General features: G+C 35.0%; 17 protein-coding genes. 7 read left to right on the forward strand and 10 right to left on the reverse strand.

What is annotated here, in order from left to right:
- Positions 1-339 precede the first annotated feature (339 nt).
- The 6 genes from J3U13_RS01385 (at position 340) to J3U13_RS01410 (ending at position 6,988) form a co-directional block, all read left to right on the forward strand.
- The gene (locus J3U13_RS01385; protein ID WP_267339599.1) at positions 340-711 is read left to right on the forward strand and encodes a hypothetical protein; all 372 of its coding nucleotides are present in this window, start codon (positions 340-342) and stop codon (positions 709-711) included.
- A gap of 138 nt (positions 712-849) precedes the next feature.
- Positions 850-2,403 carry a multicopper oxidase family protein gene (locus tag J3U13_RS01390; protein ID WP_267339600.1) on the forward strand — a complete coding sequence of 518 codons (1,554 nt, stop codon included), beginning with the start codon at positions 850-852 and terminating at the stop codon, positions 2,401-2,403.
- A gap of 314 nt (positions 2,404-2,717) precedes the next feature.
- On the forward strand, positions 2,718-3,062 hold the full coding sequence (locus J3U13_RS01395) for a hypothetical protein (RefSeq protein ID WP_267339601.1): 345 nt from the start codon (positions 2,718-2,720) through the stop codon (positions 3,060-3,062).
- An 82-nt stretch (positions 3,063-3,144) separates the two neighbouring features.
- A complete protein-coding gene (secA, locus tag J3U13_RS01400) occupies positions 3,145-5,877 on the forward strand; it encodes a preprotein translocase subunit SecA (protein ID WP_267339602.1) in 2,733 nt (910 codons plus the stop codon).
- A gap of 117 nt (positions 5,878-5,994) precedes the next feature.
- Positions 5,995-6,399 (forward strand): 8-oxo-dGTP diphosphatase MutT, encoded by a 405-nt coding sequence (mutT, locus tag J3U13_RS01405; protein ID WP_267339603.1) that lies wholly within the window; start codon positions 5,995-5,997, stop codon positions 6,397-6,399.
- 436 nt (positions 6,400-6,835) lie between these two features.
- Positions 6,836-6,988: a DUF4177 domain-containing protein gene (locus J3U13_RS01410; protein WP_416380281.1), complete on the forward strand. Its 153-nt coding sequence runs from the start codon at positions 6,836-6,838 to the stop codon at positions 6,986-6,988.
- A gap of 155 nt (positions 6,989-7,143) precedes the next feature.
- Here the strand turns inward: J3U13_RS01410 and J3U13_RS01415 are convergent, their stop codons facing one another.
- From J3U13_RS01415 to J3U13_RS01435, 5 genes are read right to left on the reverse strand one after another with little or no spacing between them, the layout of a single operon-like run.
- A complete protein-coding gene (locus J3U13_RS01415; RefSeq protein ID WP_267339604.1) occupies positions 7,144-7,527 on the reverse strand; it encodes a DMT family transporter in 384 nt (127 codons plus the stop codon).
- Entirely contained in the window at positions 7,527-7,883 is a 357-nt protein-coding gene (locus tag J3U13_RS01420) for an EamA family transporter (RefSeq protein ID WP_267339605.1), read from the reverse strand. Before J3U13_RS01420 ends, J3U13_RS01415 begins: the two co-directional genes overlap by 1 nt.
- Complete coding sequence (gene zur / locus J3U13_RS01425) at positions 7,871-8,305, reverse strand: zinc uptake transcriptional repressor Zur (RefSeq protein WP_267339606.1); 435 nt, start codon at positions 8,303-8,305, stop codon at positions 7,871-7,873. The genes J3U13_RS01420 and zur overlap by 13 nt, the downstream gene beginning before the upstream one ends.
- A 22-nt stretch (positions 8,306-8,327) precedes the next feature.
- Positions 8,328-8,597 (reverse strand): RnfH family protein, encoded by a 270-nt coding sequence (locus tag J3U13_RS01430; protein WP_267339608.1) that lies wholly within the window; start codon positions 8,595-8,597, stop codon positions 8,328-8,330.
- A gap of 1 nt (position 8,598) precedes the next feature.
- Positions 8,599-9,060, reverse strand: coding sequence for a type II toxin-antitoxin system RatA family toxin (locus tag J3U13_RS01435; protein ID WP_267339609.1), 462 nt, complete (start codon positions 9,058-9,060; stop codon positions 8,599-8,601).
- Positions 9,061-9,093: 33 nt separating this feature from the next.
- Between J3U13_RS01435 and smpB the strand changes: the two genes are divergently transcribed.
- Positions 9,094-9,576, forward strand: a complete 483-nt coding sequence (gene smpB, locus J3U13_RS01440) for an SsrA-binding protein SmpB (RefSeq protein WP_267339611.1) — start codon at positions 9,094-9,096, stop codon at positions 9,574-9,576.
- Between the two features lie 31 nt (positions 9,577-9,607).
- On the opposite strand, the gene J3U13_RS01445 is transcribed toward smpB, so the two are convergent.
- The 5 genes from J3U13_RS01445 to J3U13_RS01465 form a co-directional block, all read right to left on the reverse strand.
- Positions 9,608-10,606 carry a substrate-binding domain-containing protein gene (locus tag J3U13_RS01445; RefSeq protein ID WP_267339613.1) on the reverse strand — a complete coding sequence of 333 codons (999 nt, stop codon included), beginning with the start codon at positions 10,604-10,606 and terminating at the stop codon, positions 9,608-9,610.
- A gap of 15 nt (positions 10,607-10,621) precedes the next feature.
- A complete protein-coding gene (locus J3U13_RS01450) occupies positions 10,622-11,740 on the reverse strand; it encodes a glycoside hydrolase family 172 protein (protein ID WP_267339614.1) in 1,119 nt (372 codons plus the stop codon).
- 58 nt (positions 11,741-11,798) lie between these two features.
- Positions 11,799-13,049 carry an oligosaccharide MFS transporter gene (locus J3U13_RS01455; RefSeq protein WP_267339615.1) on the reverse strand — a complete coding sequence of 417 codons (1,251 nt, stop codon included), beginning with the start codon at positions 13,047-13,049 and terminating at the stop codon, positions 11,799-11,801.
- Positions 13,050-13,667: 618 nt separating this feature from the next.
- On the reverse strand, positions 13,668-14,984 hold the full coding sequence (locus tag J3U13_RS01460; protein WP_416380580.1) for a glycoside hydrolase family 28 protein: 1,317 nt from the start codon (positions 14,982-14,984) through the stop codon (positions 13,668-13,670).
- 110 nt (positions 14,985-15,094) lie between these two features.
- Entirely contained in the window at positions 15,095-16,594 is a 1,500-nt protein-coding gene (locus J3U13_RS01465; RefSeq protein WP_267339740.1) for an altronate dehydratase family protein, read from the reverse strand.
- Positions 16,595-16,598: the final 4 nt, after the last annotated feature.

Consider the following 16,598-nt stretch of genomic DNA (forward strand, 5'->3'; position numbering starts at 1 on the left):
GACATTTAAAATGCATTATAAGATACCAACCGATACTAGCATTCCCACCTACAACGAAGATCAGCTGATGGTCATTTGGCGTGACATTACCGATAGTATCAGGATCAGGGAGAGTGCTTTTGACGATGAATAAAAAATACTCTAAAATATCAATTTAGATGAATAGGTTAATGAAAAAATAAGTGGCTATTTAGGTCGTTAACTTAAACTGTTGAAGTACTATTTATTTTTGGTTGAGTAATAACCATTGTTAATATCTGTAAAAATAGTATAACTTTGATACTTTTTTAAGTAAAATAAGTCTAAATAGCCTTTGTTAGATGAATAGTGAGATTTTACATGTCATTAAGAATCATCAAAAAACAAAATTATCTTATTGCCATATTAACAATAATTTTTTTATTAGGTTATTTTGTTAACTATTTGTTTGTTAACTTTAATTTATCTTCGCCTGTGATTCAGGCTTCACAGCACAACGCATTTATGCCAGCAGTAAGCAAGAAACCTAGCAATTATCATCTTTTAGCCAAAAAATCCAAATTTTTCTCAAATTGCATACATTTTAATCACTACTCATCTTGCAAGATACTCATTCCTGATATTAGATTTGATCCGGTGTTATTGCCCCATCGTGAACCGTATGTTTCCTATAACTTTGCGCCACAATACAAAGAATGTATTCCTGAATTAAAACCACCTAGAATCGCTTAATTACATATTTAATTTGTATTTATTCTAAAAGTTAGTTCAAGTAGTTATCAGTCAAGTGACCGTTTTGCGATCAGTTTTATCGTTACTAACAAAAGAGTCATTATTTTATTTTATTTGAATGAAGATGAAAGGTATATTATGAAACGTCGACATTTTTTATTAAATATTACCACTGCAATCAGTGGATTAGCGGTTACCAAAGCCTTTGCCAAAATGGACCACTCAACTATGAGTCATGCCATGTGCACAACAAATTCTGATGAATGTCAAAAGGGGGACAGTATGCACCACGAACATATGAGTATGAATATGAATATGAGCCATAACAACTCTCCACAAAAACTTTTACCTACTTCAGCATTACCACAAGGTCGAAATTTACCAGAATTAGTACACTTAAAAAATACTAGTGATAAACAAGGTACTTTCGAAGCAGATATTGAAGCTAAACCCGTTAAAATTAAATTAACACCAGAATTAACAACAGAATTTTGGGCATATAACAATAGTATTCCTGGCCCAGCAATTGAAGCGTTTGAAGGTGATAAAGTCAAAATAACCGTTAAAAATAGTTTACCGCAAGCAACCACTGTACATTGGCATGGTTTACTGATTCCATCCAATCAGGATGGCAATCCGCAAGACGCAATCCCAGCTGGTCATAGTCGAACTTATGAGTTTACGATTCCTGAAGGTAATTCAGGTACCTTCTGGTATCATCCTCATGGACATGAAACTGTTGCTGAACAAATTGCCCGTGGCTTAGCCGGAATATTTATTGTACGCAGTAAAAACGACCCTCTCGCCTCTTTACCTGAACAAAACTGGTTCTTTTCCGATTTAAAATTGACCGATAAAGGTGAAATTGCCGATAACTCAATGGTTGATTGGATGAATGGTCGTGAAGGACAATTTGTATTAATTAACGGTGCTTATCGTCCTAAAATCACGGTGAATACTGCAACCCGAGTACGTGTTTGGAATGCGTGTTCTGGACGTTATCTAAATTTATCCATACCGAACTGTGATGTTTATTTAGTCGGAACGGATGGAGGATTGATGCCTGAATCCATTAAACTAACTTCACCATTATTATTGTCACCAGCTGAACGTGCTGAATTAGTTATTGTACCAAAGAAATCTGGAGTCGTTTATTTACAATCAATTGGTTACGATCGTGGTAAAATGGGCAATGTCCCCCCAGAACAAGATATCATACTCGGAGAATTAGTCTTAACACAATCATCCTCAATTACTTTACCGTCAATCTTACGTGAATTACCAAAAGTAGGACAAGCAACTGCCCATAAATCACTAGAATATACAGAAGTGATGGATATGAAAGAACCGCGTGGTGGTATGCTATTTTTAATTAATGGCAAACGTCATGATATGCAACGTATTGATTTAGAGAGTAAAATTCATGAAATTGAAGAGTGGACAATTTTTAATAACTCTCATATGGATCATAATTTTCATATACATGGTGCGCAGTTTACCGCTGTTTCACATGAATTCGACGGTAAAACGACACGACCTGAATATGTGGCATTAAAAGATACCATTAATCTACGCCCACGTGAAAAAATCACTCTAAAAATTCAACAAAATATGCCGGGATTACGTATGTACCACTGCCATATAGTTGAACATGAAACATTGGGCATGATGGGACAATTAATGGTGAAATAGTTTGACTATCCCCTCCCTATTTTTAATCGCTGTTTATTAAAATTAGAAGGGGGGGAAGATTTTGTTAATAAAGAAAGTTCTCAGACAGAGTTTAAAGATTAGAATATTAGCTAATCGCTTTTTAAACTAATTTTAATCACAACTTTCAAGGTACAACTTATTACCATGCAAGTTTTGATCAATTTAAATTACTTTTTATTGATAATAGGTCTTATTAGGTTTATCCGCTTATCACTTCAGTACTTCAAATAATCGCTTAACTTGTTGTAATAATTATTTTTGATTTTGACAAAAAATGCTAATATACTGCCAAAATGATCATGATCAATTATTGGCAAAAAATCAGCAAACGCTTGATTATCAATACTGCTTTATCGCACTTATTATTAGGTGTGATTGCTGCTGGGTTTGGATTATGTCAAGAAAATGCTTTACCGGTACAATTGTCAACATCCCAAGTTGGCATCATTACTATTACCCTAATCGTACAAGATCATCAAGCGCCGATAACAACAAAAACACAAACATTAGCCTTATCACAAAAACCACAATTTTATAAGTCATTTACGCCATTAAATTACACTGAGATTAGTCCAAATACCATTATTCGATTATCACCAAATAATGGCATAAGAGCTGGACCCGATGCTACTGCTTGATGAGCCTACCGCTCAATGTATTTAAATTGTTGTATAAGGTATCAGCCTTACTATATCTATTAAAAAGAATAAGAGAAAAGTTATGTTATTAAAATTATTAACTAAAGTATTTGGTAGCCGCAATGAACGCGTATTAAAAATGATGCGTAAACGTGTTGAAAGAATTAATGCCCTTGAACCGCAAATGGAAGCATTAACTGATGAGGAACTTAAAGCTAAAACCACAGAATTTAAACAAAGAATTGCAGATGGTACTAAGTTAGATGACATTTTAGAAGAAGCTTTCGCCGTTGTACGCGAAGCAAGTAAGCGCGTTTTTGGTATGCGTCATTTTGATGTACAACTTATTGGTGGCATGGTTTTAAATGAACGTTGTATTGCTGAAATGCGTACTGGTGAAGGTAAAACGTTAACAGCAACCTTACCCGCTTATTTGAATGCCTTAACAGGTAAAGGGGTGCATGTTGTTACCGTCAATGACTACCTAGCACAACGCGATGCTGAAAATAATCGCCCACTATTTGAATTTTTAGGATTATCCGTTGGCATCAACTTACCTAATATGCCACCACACATTAAACGTGAAGCTTACAATGCCGATATTACTTATGGTACGAATAATGAATATGGCTTTGATTACTTACGTGACAATATGGTATTTACTAAAGATTCGCGCGTACAACGTCCATTACACTATGCATTAGTCGATGAGGTTGACTCAATTCTAATTGATGAAGCCAGAACACCACTTATCATTTCAGGACAAGCTGAAGATAGTTCAGACCGATATATTAGTGTCGATAAAATTATTCCATTTTTAGTGCAACAAGAAAAAGAAGATTCCGAACAATTCCAAGGTGATGGTGATTTTTCTATTGATGAAAAATCTCGTCAGGTAAACTTAACTGAACGGGGATTAGTGAAAGTTGAAGAGTTGCTTATTAAAAACGGTATTATGAGAGGTGACGAATCACTTTATGCACCCGGTAATATTGTATTAATGCATCATGTTAATGCCGCATTACGCGCTCATCACCTATTCCATAAAGATGTTGATTACATTGTTAGAGATAACGAAATCATTATCGTTGATGAACATACTGGTAGGACTATGGATGGTCGACGTTGGTCGGATGGTTTGCATCAAGCCGTTGAAGCCAAAGAACATGTTAAAATTCAAAATGAAAACCAAACATTAGCATCAATCACATTCCAAAACTATTTCCGTTTATATGAAAAACTAGCAGGGATGACAGGAACAGCTGATACTGAAGCCTTTGAATTCAATCAAATTTATGGTTTAGATACCATTGTTATTCCAACCAATCGCCCGATGGTACGCAAAGATCAACCTGATCTTGTCTATATGACTGAGAAAGAAAAAATCAATGCTATTGTAACTGATGTGAAAGCTTGTGTAGAGCGCGGACAACCTGTCTTAGTTGGGACAGCCTCAATTGAAAAATCTGAATTAGTTTCATCTGCTTTTAAAAAAGCAGGGATTAAGCATAACGTACTTAATGCTAAATTTCATGCTCAGGAAGCGGAAATCATCGCTCAAGCTGGTCGTAAAGGTGCCGTAACAATTGCCACCAATATGGCGGGTCGTGGTACTGATATTATGCTTGGCGGTAACTGGCAAAGCGAGATAGCGAAACTTGAAGAACCAACCCCTGAAGATATCGAAACAGCCAAACAAGCATGGCAAGCAAGACACGAAGAAGTCATTGCGCTTGGCGGACTTTATATTTTGGGTACTGAACGTCACGAATCCCGTCGTATAGATAACCAGTTACGCGGTCGTGCAGGTCGTCAAGGTGATCCGGGAGCATCACGTTTTTACTTATCACTGGAAGATCCGTTAATGCGTATTTTTGCTTCTGATCGTGTAGGCAATATGATGCGTAAACTTGGTATGAAAGAAGGTGAAGCCATTGAGCATCCTTGGGTAACTAAAGCCATTGCTAACGCTCAAAAGAAAGTTGAAAGTCGTAACTTTGATATTCGTAAACAGTTACTTGAATATGATGATGTTGCCAACGATCAACGTAAAGCAATTTATCGACAACGTAATGAATTACTCGATAATTCAGATATTAAAGAAACGATCAATTCAATCCGTGGTGATGTCTTTAACGCATTAATTGATCAATATATTCCACCGCAATCCATTGAAGAAATGTGGGATGTTGCAGGACTCGAAACAGCACTTAAAAACGATTTTGATTTAGATTTACCTATTGCTAAATGGTTAGATGAGGAACAAAATCTGCACGAGGAAACATTACGTGAACGTATTTTACAAATAGCACAAGATACCTATATCGAAAAAGAAAATATTGCTGGTTCTGAAGCATTTAGACAATTCGAAAAAAGTGTTATGTTACAAACACTCGATACTTTATGGAAAGAACATCTTGCGGCAATGGATTATTTACGTCAAGGGATTCATTTACGTGGTTATGCTCAAAAAGATCCAAAACAAGAATATAAACGCGAATCATTTAACATGTTTGCCAGCATGTTAGAATCGTTAAAATATGATGTAATTGGTATTTTAAGTCGTGTACAAATTCGTTCACAAGAAGAAGTCGATGAAGCTGAACGACAACGCCTAGCAGAAATGGAAAAATTAATGGCAAAGCAACAAACCAACCATGAAGAGGTAACTAGTATGGGTAGTGAAAGTAAAGACCAATCAGCTGGATCGTCATCACAACCAATCGTAAGGAACCAAACCAAAGTTGGACGTAATGATCCATGTCCTTGTGGCTCAGGTAAAAAATATAAACATTGTCATGGTGCTGTTCACTAAGGCAAAAATTTAGTATCATCAAATAATATTGATATTAAATAACCGATTAAACTCGGTACTTACATTATCAGGGAAAGTAGCCACTTTCCCTGATGTTGATAACAAATAGACAGGATTATGAAAAAACATACTGAAATTGCTGTAGGTATAATTCGTTCACAAGATTGTCAGATCTTTATAACTCAACGCGGTGAAGACTCACATCTTGCTGGTTTTTGGGAATTTCCAGGTGGCAAGATTGAAGTAGGTGAAACCCCATTTCAAACCTTACAACGTGAAATAGCTGAAGAAGTTGATATCCAAATTCATCAAGCCCAATTTTTAAATATTTTTAAACACAGTTATGATGATCGTCATATCACTATTCATGCTTACCTCGTTGAAGAATGGGACGGCGTACCATTTGCTAAAGAAGGCCAACCTAGCCGTTGGATTGATCAACAAGATCTCAATGCTGACGAATTTCCAGATGCCAATAGACCGATCATTGAAATGCTTAAGAATCTAGATAAACAAATTTGATTTATTTGTCTGTTGGCTTTAAATAGCTTTGAATGTTTTTGAAGCTAGGGTGCTTTTTGTTTTTTTATCATATTAAAACTCTCTAATTTACTTATTCACTTTTGCAAAACGATGTCATCATCATGATTCTATATCATAATATTCACCAAAATTCTCTTTTTTATACTGAAACGTTTGCATTACCTGAAACGTTTTAACAAAATCAGAATTAAACAATTTAGATTGATTAATCCTAAAAATCATAAGGTTCAATATTTGTTTAATTGGCTAAAAAAGGTCTAATTTCTGTCTGTTTTTTAATATCACAATCAAAAAAATGACTATATTGGTAAATGGATTTAAGGTTTAACCATATGAAAGAATATAAAGTAGTACTCTATCGAGAAGGTACGTTATCTTCATTGCTTTAGGTATAGCTAACGCTAATCCAGTAAAATTGTCTGATTTTTTAAATAAATATGCAGTTCAAGGTTGGCAAGTTGTTACTATGGAAACAGACATACGTCGTTTGTTTCTATTTTGGCGTAGAGAAGCTTACTTAGTTATCATGGAACGTGAAGGCAACGAAATTAAACAAAACTTTTTCTAACCGGACAATTATGAAAGGAATCAATATCCCTAATAACTTTATTGATTCCTGATAATAAATAGATCCAATCAATAATCAATCTTAAAAGTTAGCAAGTCAAAAAAATAACTTTTGTCAAAAAGTTTCAGGTAATGCAAACGTTTCAGTATAAAAATTTACTTTTTGCATTGTAATTTTTGCTCAGCTAACGCTAAAAATACAATACCAATAATAATACATAGTCCACCAAGCAAACGAGTTAACGTTATATGTTCATTAAACACAATTATTGAAACTAGCATAACCGTCACCACTTGTAGATGAGAAGCAGCAAAAGCTGGTCCTACCGGCGCATTTTTTAATAAAACCATCCAAGTCATAAATGCACCAGTGTAGCCTAAAATTACCAAATAGACCCATCCATGACTAAAAATACGAATTAACCAATCGAAACTTATTTCAAATGGTAAAGCTGATAATGCGGTTAATTTGAAAGTAGTTTGACCAAACGTATCAAAAAACAATAATAAGATAAAACCAATGATATAAAATTTTTTCATTAAGTCAGTCCCACTAATATCACGCCGATAGTGATAAACAATATACCGATAAGACGAAATGCTGTTAGATGTTCTTTGAATAAGATGCGTCCAGCAACCATAACCGTGATGATATTAAACGATCCTAATAAAATACCTTGCGATAATGGAACTTCACTTAAAAAAGCCAGCCAAAAAATAAAACCAACAAAATAAGTACCAAAACCTAACCAAAGCCAGAAATTACCAAACAATTTTTGCCAATAATATAAACCTTGTTGATGTTTTGAAGTTATCGCGGCATATTTAAATGCAATTTGTCCGACAGTATCACAAAATAAATTAACAAACCAAAGAATAATAATTAAGGCTGACATGACTGACAAATTCCATGGATTTCAAGCACACTATGTTTTATTAAAAACTCATTTTGTTGCGCTAACTGCTTAAGTTGTGTTTCTATATCTTGAGAATGTTTTTCAATAATCTGTTGACACTTATCACAAATAAACAGTATGGAAATATGTTCTGGATCATGAAAATTTGGACAAATAATAAAACTATTAGACGATTCTACTTTATGGATAAAACCTTGTTCAAGCAAAAATTCCAATGCACGATAAATTGTTGGCGGTTTTGCTTTTGGTTCACTGACTTTAAGCAAATCTAAAAGATCATATGCACTCATTGCCTTATTTGCTTTGAGCATAATGCCTAACACAGTTCGACGCTGTGTTGTTAATTTAATCCCACGCTTCTTGCATAAATTTTCTATTTTTTCAATTAGCAGATTAAGCATTGTGTTTCCTTTGCTTCATAAACTATTTTTTTGCTGCTCTTCTTCGTCTGATTTCTTTAGGATCATTAATTAATGGGCGATAAATTTCAATACGATCACCATTTTTCACCAAATCATTAAGATCACAACGTTTGCCATAAATACCAATCAAATGCCCATCCAATTTTATCTGACATATTGATAAGATATTGGATTTTGTAATTGCTTGCAAGACATTCGTTTGCTCATCAACATCGCAAGTAATGATGGTTGGATTATTTGGTAGCGCATAAACAACTTGAATACTGTTCATCTTAATAAATCTGCCTTGCTCTTTGTGAAAATGCATTAACCATGTTAGACATCACCTCTTTAAAAACTGGAGTGAACGCTATATCAAGTAATTTATTTTTGAATTCAAAATCCAAATCGAAACTAATTTTACTTTTGTGTTCACCTAATGCAGTAAATTGCCATTTTCCCGATAAGTATTTAAATGGGCCGTCTAACAAACTCATTTCGATAGAATGAGGCTGATTAATTTTGTTTAATGTTGTAAAAGATTTCTTAAACCCTAATTTTTCAACTTCAATAAATGCGGCCATTAAATTATCTTGTTTTCTAATAATGCCAGTTGCGATACAATCAGGTACAAATTCTGGATAGTGAGTAATATCATTGACCAAAGTAAACATTTGCTCAATTGAATAAGGCTCGATAACCTCGTGAAAAACATGTGCCATAATAATAAAATGAAAAGTTAAAATTAATGGCATATAGTACCACGTAACTTTATAATATCGCACATTATGACTAAGAAAAAATCACACAAGCCGGGTTCGGCAACTATAGCACTAAATAAACGCGCACGCCATGAGTACTTTATTGAACAAGAAATCGAGGCAGGACTATCCCTGCAAGGCTGGGAAGTAAAATCATTACGTGCAGGTAAAGCCAACATAAGTGATAGCTATGTTTTACTTAAAGATGGTGAAGCATGGTTATTTGGCGCAACAATTACACCATTAAATGTTGCATCAACACATGTAATATGTGAGCCTATGCGCAATCGAAAATTGTTATTAAATGAACGTGAGCTCAACTCATTATTTGGTCAAATCAATCGCCAAGGTTATACTGTTGTCGCCCTTTCTTTATATTGGAAAAATGCTTGGGCGAAAGTAAAAATTGGTGTGGCGAAAGGTAAAAAAGAGTACGATAAACGCTCCGATATTAAAGAGCGTCAATGGCAGGTTGATAAAGCCCGTATTATGAAAAACGCCAATCGTTAATCATTGCGTGATTCATCGCGCTATGCTCAACTTAATGATGGCGTATTATTTGTGGTTTGATAAAAATTGCAGGGTTTTTTAACTCATTAAAGTTAAGTAAATTATCGATAACATCAACACAAACATGCGCCATACTTTGAAAATCCTGCGCAATTGCATCAATCGGGTAATAAGAGTAATCTAAATAAATATTGTAGTCATAAGAACATAAGCAAATTTTTTTTGGATCGAGCTTGATTTCCACCAAATAACTAAGCACTTCTTGTAACAAATTTCCTGATGGTGTAAAAATCGCTTTTGGTAATCGCCCTAATTTGTGATGTAAATTTTTTAGTAATTCGTATCCTTTATTGGGACAATAATCATCACTGACTAGCCAATGTGGATTAACGGTTAAACCAGCTTTATTCAGACCTTGCTTAAATCCTTCAAGCCTTGCATCAATCGATGTCAATTGTGTATCACAGCCAATAAAATAAAACTCATCTAATTGTTCGGCATAAGGTCGAATTAATTCAGCAACTGAATGCAATGATTCACTTGTAATAAAAGGTAATGAGGTGTCTTTAAGATAGCGGTCAAAAAACAGAACCGGAGTGTGTTGGTTAATACTCACATAAAATTCATCACTGTCTAAAGATGTCACCACAATCATCGCATCCACTTTGCGTTCAACTAAATTTTGGGCGACATTCACTTCGACATCTTTATTATAATGACTGCACGTAATTAATAATTGAATGTTTTTTTGCCGAAATGATGCTTCTAAATGATGCAAAAACATTGAAAAAAAAGAATTCGACATATCAGGAACAATCACACCCACCGTATTGGTACTGTTAGCTTTTATCAAACATTGACGAATATGAGATTGATCACTATATTGCTGAGCAATGGCTAATACCCGTTGTCGTGTGTGCGGTGAAATACGATATTTTTTGTCTCGTTTATTAAAAATATGACTGACGGTCGTTGCCGACACGCCAGCCAAACGAGCAATATCATTAATTTTTATTTTATTACTCGCCATTTACTCATCTCTCAATTATCGTGGTGTACGTTGTTGTTTATTCGGAAATACCGGATTATGGTTTTCCGATGGACTTTGATACCAATAAGCAACACTGGCAATATCATCACAACGTTCATATAATCTTATATCATCATTACCAATTTGTTGGAATGCAAGTTTGATATTTTTATGGAATGCGATTGGATCGGGTAAATGCCAACGATATAAGCCATGCATAGGTAGGCTATCATCACCAAAACCGTGTACGGGGTTAGAATCTCCTGTTTGAAAAAAATCACGCGTTGCATCACGATTGGTTTGATATGGATACCCCATAAATAACGTTTGGAAACATTTAGCCTTTGGCCGACCTTGAGTATCTCGGTTATGAAATGCCCATGCACCACCAAAATAGTCTTCTGAACCGGTTGAATGCTGAGTTGGGTAATTGCTATCATCATCTAGATAAAACTTAAACTCACCTTCTCCCCACCAATAGCGCTCAAGGGCAGTCAGTGCTAAGTAAGTACCAACATAATAACCATGACCTTCAACATTGTCTAATATTACATAGTCTTGCGCATAGTTGGTGACGCGTTGTCTACGCCATTGTGCATGGAAATAAAGCGGTGCCTCAAACGGTTTTGGCATAATGGCATAATTAATAGTGAAGAAGAAATGTTGTAAATCCGCTTCGTGCTCATTTTGAATTTCAATGCGCGCTTTTTTATTAAATGGCATTCTAAAATAGCTATTAAACCCACCTGTTGGATTAACAACAATTGGCACAGAATTAATATCGCATCTTGCCCCAAAACCATTACAGAAAAAATCCCCAATAGGGCTTTCAACGGAAGGAATTTTTTCATCGTCCCAATAGATGCGAATCACTACATCACGAAGCACAAAACTACCGCGATGCGTTCTATCAGTTAAGGTAAACCACATATGGCGAATCTCGGCCGGACCTGTGATTTGGGCAATGGTTACCGTTTCGCCTGAAGCAATTGAAATGCAACCTTGTCCCTTACGACTAGGACCTAATGCGCTGCTTTTCATGCACGATTGTCCTTTTTCACCAGTCATGTTTTCCGGTGAAATGGTGCGAGTTTGTTCAAAGTGAAATTGTGTTACAGAATTATATATGTTCATTGTGAATCCTTACTAACGTGATTAAATTCGATTAATGAAAATTAAAAACAGTGTTAACTTAATTAACTTCCTGCTCAGTTTCGATATTGATACTTTTCCTGTCACGACTTAGGAAGATGATGGCGAAAATCATAAAGCCTAGCACAACTAAACCAAGATTATTAAATGTAGTTGCCGCCCCTGCGGTATCATAAAAATCACCAACTAACGTTGAAAATAAAATGACCCCCACTGATCCTGCAACCTGATAACCAATTAAAAAAACAGTCGCAGATAAGCGAGCATTAAAGTTATTATCAATATATTTAAATACTGAAACCAAAATGGTTGAAATCTCTAAGCAGTGCATAAGCTTAATCACTGAGATAATTGCAATACTGCTAACGTGACCCGTTAGAAAGATACGAGAAGCCGAAATAAATGCTGCAAAAATCAATGCATTTTTTGCACCAACACGATTCACTACAAATGGTACACAAAACATAATGGCGGCTTCTAAAAAAACTTGGAAAGAATTTAAAATACCATATAAGCGATAACCATCATTGATATCGTCAAACTGTTGTGTGAAATAAACCGGAAATAACTGCTGATCATAAATATTATAAAGACTATAGGTTCCGAGTACATAAATAACAAATATCCAGAATTTTTTCAGGGTAAAAACGGAAAGGATCTCACTAAAACTGAGTTTATCCTTTTTCTGAAACACCGCTTCTGATGATTTACTCAAATCAGGTTTGAAGTTGAAATTAAGAATCATGAAACAAACACCAACTGCCGATGCCGCCCAAAAATTAAGGTGAGGGTTAAGACTAATTAAAATACCTGCAATAAAAGTACCAACAGCATAAGCAATACATCCCCATGTTCGACATTGACCAAACTCAAAACCAAACGCTCGGCTGATTTTTTCGCAATAGGAATCAATTAGCCCCATGCCAGCAATCCAACCAAAGCCTAAAAAGAAACTACCAAAAATCACTCCTACGTAGAAATTATGGCGTAATAGTGGCTCATAGACGTAAATTAATGCTGGAGCGGCGCAGGTAATAATAATACTTTGAAACCAGACAAGGTGTTTTTTTAGCACTAGTTTATCTTGGTAAACGCCATACATAATCATAATGATTAATGAAATAAAGTAGTTAAACGAATAAATAATGCCGGTCTGTTTTGCGCTTAAGCCTATCTCTTTACTTAGCCATATAGCATAAAAGGAAAAAACAAAACTTCCTGCTGCGTAATACATAAAACTGTAACAGGAAGCGAACCAATATGTTGGTTTATTATAAAATGCAGTTGTCATAATTTATCCTATATAGAGTGAACCACTGCAATTGAGTATGCAGAGCTAAAAATTTAGCTTTAAAAGGTTTATTAGATAAATGTGATCAACATCAAAGTTATTTTACTAAAGAAAAGTAAACAAAAATTCTAAGCTACCTAACGATCAGTCGTTGCTAAGTTTAGAGCTGGTCATGTAGACCGTAAAATAACGCACAAATTCTGTAGGTTGGTGTCATTAGCTATGAAATTAACAGCGCTGTTATCCGTTGGTCTCACCTTTCTCATGTCAATAAAGATTCATTACATTTTTTATGTGCAGCAGGATTTACCCCCAGCGAAGATAACTTCCACTCAAATGATAATGTGGTGTAAATTTGCAATGCATATTGGATAGATTTTAATGTGGATTAATTAAGTAAAAGGAATAACAGTAGATAAATCATTAAAACGTTTTTTGAATGTCAGAGTACCTCTGTTAAATGGTAAAAAATTATCGACAAGTTTATGCCAACCTATTTTTAAAAGGAGAATGCTTAAGTTATGCTTTTTAATGATAAAAATAACCGCTATTCAAGCGGTTATTTACTAACAATCACTGATTTTTTTAATAGAATTTAAAAGATCAGTGATAATGCTTTTAAACTTCCAGTTTAATTAATTTGCCATCCTGCTTCACAAATGTTTGATTAACATGAACATCAAGACTGTTTTTAACACAAAGTGGCTCACTCACAACATTATCGACAATAACGTTATTAAACAAAATACTTTGTGCATTTTCGATAAAAAATCCTTTACCTGCCTCTGATTTAACATCCTTAAACATATCAACTTCGCCGGCTTCGGCATTCATTTGCATTGATACTCGTACATTATCAAAAGAAATATTGGTAATGGGCGATTCAGGAATACCATATAAAAATCCAGCATAAGCACGCACATTTTTAGCAATAATATTTGAAAAACTAATATTATGGCAGGCTGGTGTTGCTTCATTTATTGGCATCGGATCTTTATTCCAAACAATTGGATCGTTCCCTTTTGGTCCACAGTAATAATAATAGTTCATCACAAAAGCTGATAGCACTTCATCCATAACAATATTACTAAAAGTAATATCTGAAATGGTGCCACCGCGACCACGACGTGTTTTAAATCTCACACCACGATCTGTTTTTTGAAATACACAGTTAGTAATCGTCACATTACGAATACTACCACTCATTTCACTACCCAATACTACCGCACCATGACCATGAATCATATTACAATTAGTTATTAAAATATTTTCACAAGGACTTTTGTCCGCTGTTTCCTCAGTACCAGCTTTGATTGCGATGCAATCATCACCCACATCAATATAACAATTTGAAATTCTAACATTACGGCAAGATTCAGGATTGATACCATCAGTATTAGGTGAATCAGCAGGATTTAAAATCGATATATTATCAACCACCACATTATTTGACTCCATTGGATGTACCGTCCAACTTGGAGACTGAGTTAAAAAGACTTTTTCAATCGTTATACGTTGGCAAAAATCAAAACCAATTAAGTAAGGTCTTGGATACCTTAGGCTATCACGATTATGACGGAAAGTATGCCACCATTTAGCACCATTGCCGTCAATTTTACCTCCCCCTGTGATAATAACATTTTCAAGATATTGACCATAAATACAGGGCATATACACATCTTGCTTTACCCCTTCCCAACGTGAATGAACGATTGGATAATCTTGCTCATTATCGGAAAATAATAAAGTCGCATTTTGTTCAATCACTAAAGTTAAATTACTGCAAAGCTTTATTGCGCCAGTCAAATATGTCCCAACGGGAACGATAAGGATTCCACCGCCTTGTTGTTCAATATGGTCTATTGCTTTGGCAAATGCAGCTGTGTTGAGCGATTTGCCATTACCTATAGCGCCAAAATCTTTAACAGATACCATTGTCATTGTTGCTTCCTTTTGTATTTTAGTGTGAACGGTAGACTTTAATCGTCTACCGTTCGCATTTTTTTGATAAGAAGGCCAGCTGGTTTAGCCTTGATTGTAAAGTGTTATAGCGTTACACCACTTTTTAATATCGCTAGATTTCTGAAATTATTTATTTCATTGCGAGTCTGCTGACCATTAGCAACCAGTACGATATAGTCAATAAATTCAATTAATAATTCTTGCATAGAGACACCTTCAATCAGTTTGCCAGCATTAAAATCAATCCAATTGACTTTTTTGTCAGCTAATTGCGAATTAGTAGCAATTTTCACCGTTGGTACGATTCCACCATAGGGAGTACCACGACCAGTAGTGAACAACACCATATGACATCCTGCTGCTGATAAAGCCCCGGTGGCGACCGCATCATTACCAGGTGCACTGAGTAAATTAAGACCAAGCTTTGTTAGTCTTTCACCATAGTTCAAAACATCAATCACTTCACTTCCACCAGCTTTTTGCGTACAACCAAGAGATTTTTCTTCTAAAGTTGTTATCCCTCCTGCTTTATTACCCGGAGAAGGATTTTCATAAATAGGTTGATTGTTTGAGATGAAATACTGTTTGAAATCGTTGATCATATGCACGGTTTTATCGAAAGTTGGCTCATCAACACAGTGCGACATTAAAATATTTTCAGCACCAAACATTTCCGGTACTTCAGTTAAAACACTGGTTCCACCATGAGCAATGACATAATCGGAAAACAGTCCCAACATCGGATTGGCGGTTATGCCTGAAAAACCATCTGATCCACCACATTCTAAACCAAATTTTAACTCACTCAAACGCCCTGCTTCGCGTTTATCTTGCTTCATAATGGCATACAATTCTCTTAGCTGCACCAAGGCACAAGCGACTTCATCGGCTTCTTGTTGAGCAATAAGAAATCTAACACGCGACTCATCATAATCACCAAGATCGGCTTTAAATTCAGAGATTTGATTATTTTCACATCCAAGTCCAATAACTAATACAGCCCCCGCATTAGGGTGTTTAACAAGATCTTGTAATATTAATTTAGTGTTTTTATGATCTTGCCCAAGTTGCGAACAACCATAAGGATGTTCAAGTACGGTAATTGCATCAATTTCTAATTGATTATTGAGCTCATCACAAAACTGTTTAACAATTTGCTGAGCAATACCATTAATACATGTTACCGTTGGTATGATCCAAAGTTCATTGCGGATCCCCACTTCGCCATTTTTTCGACGGTAAATGTTTACTGGTTTATCCGCTATTTCATGCAGTGCCTGATTTTTGGATAAATTAGGCAGATATTTATAATCATTAATATCACTTAAATTGGTTTTTAAATTATGTGAATGAATATGTTCACCAGTTTTAATTAAACAAGTGGCATGTCCTATTGGTAAACCATATTTAATGATATTTTCATTAGGCTCTATATCTTTAAGCGCAAATTTATGTCCTTGTTTGATCGCTTGTGGTAAATCGATGGCGTTTTCATCGATTATAATATTACTTTCATGTGCTTCAATATCAGATAATGCCACAGCAACATTATCTTTATTATTAATTTTTATATATTTTACCATTGCA

Origin of the sequence: Gilliamella sp. B2887 (assembly GCF_026537015.1) — a bacterium.
Taxonomy (GTDB): Bacteria; Pseudomonadota; Gammaproteobacteria; order Enterobacterales; family Orbaceae; genus Gilliamella.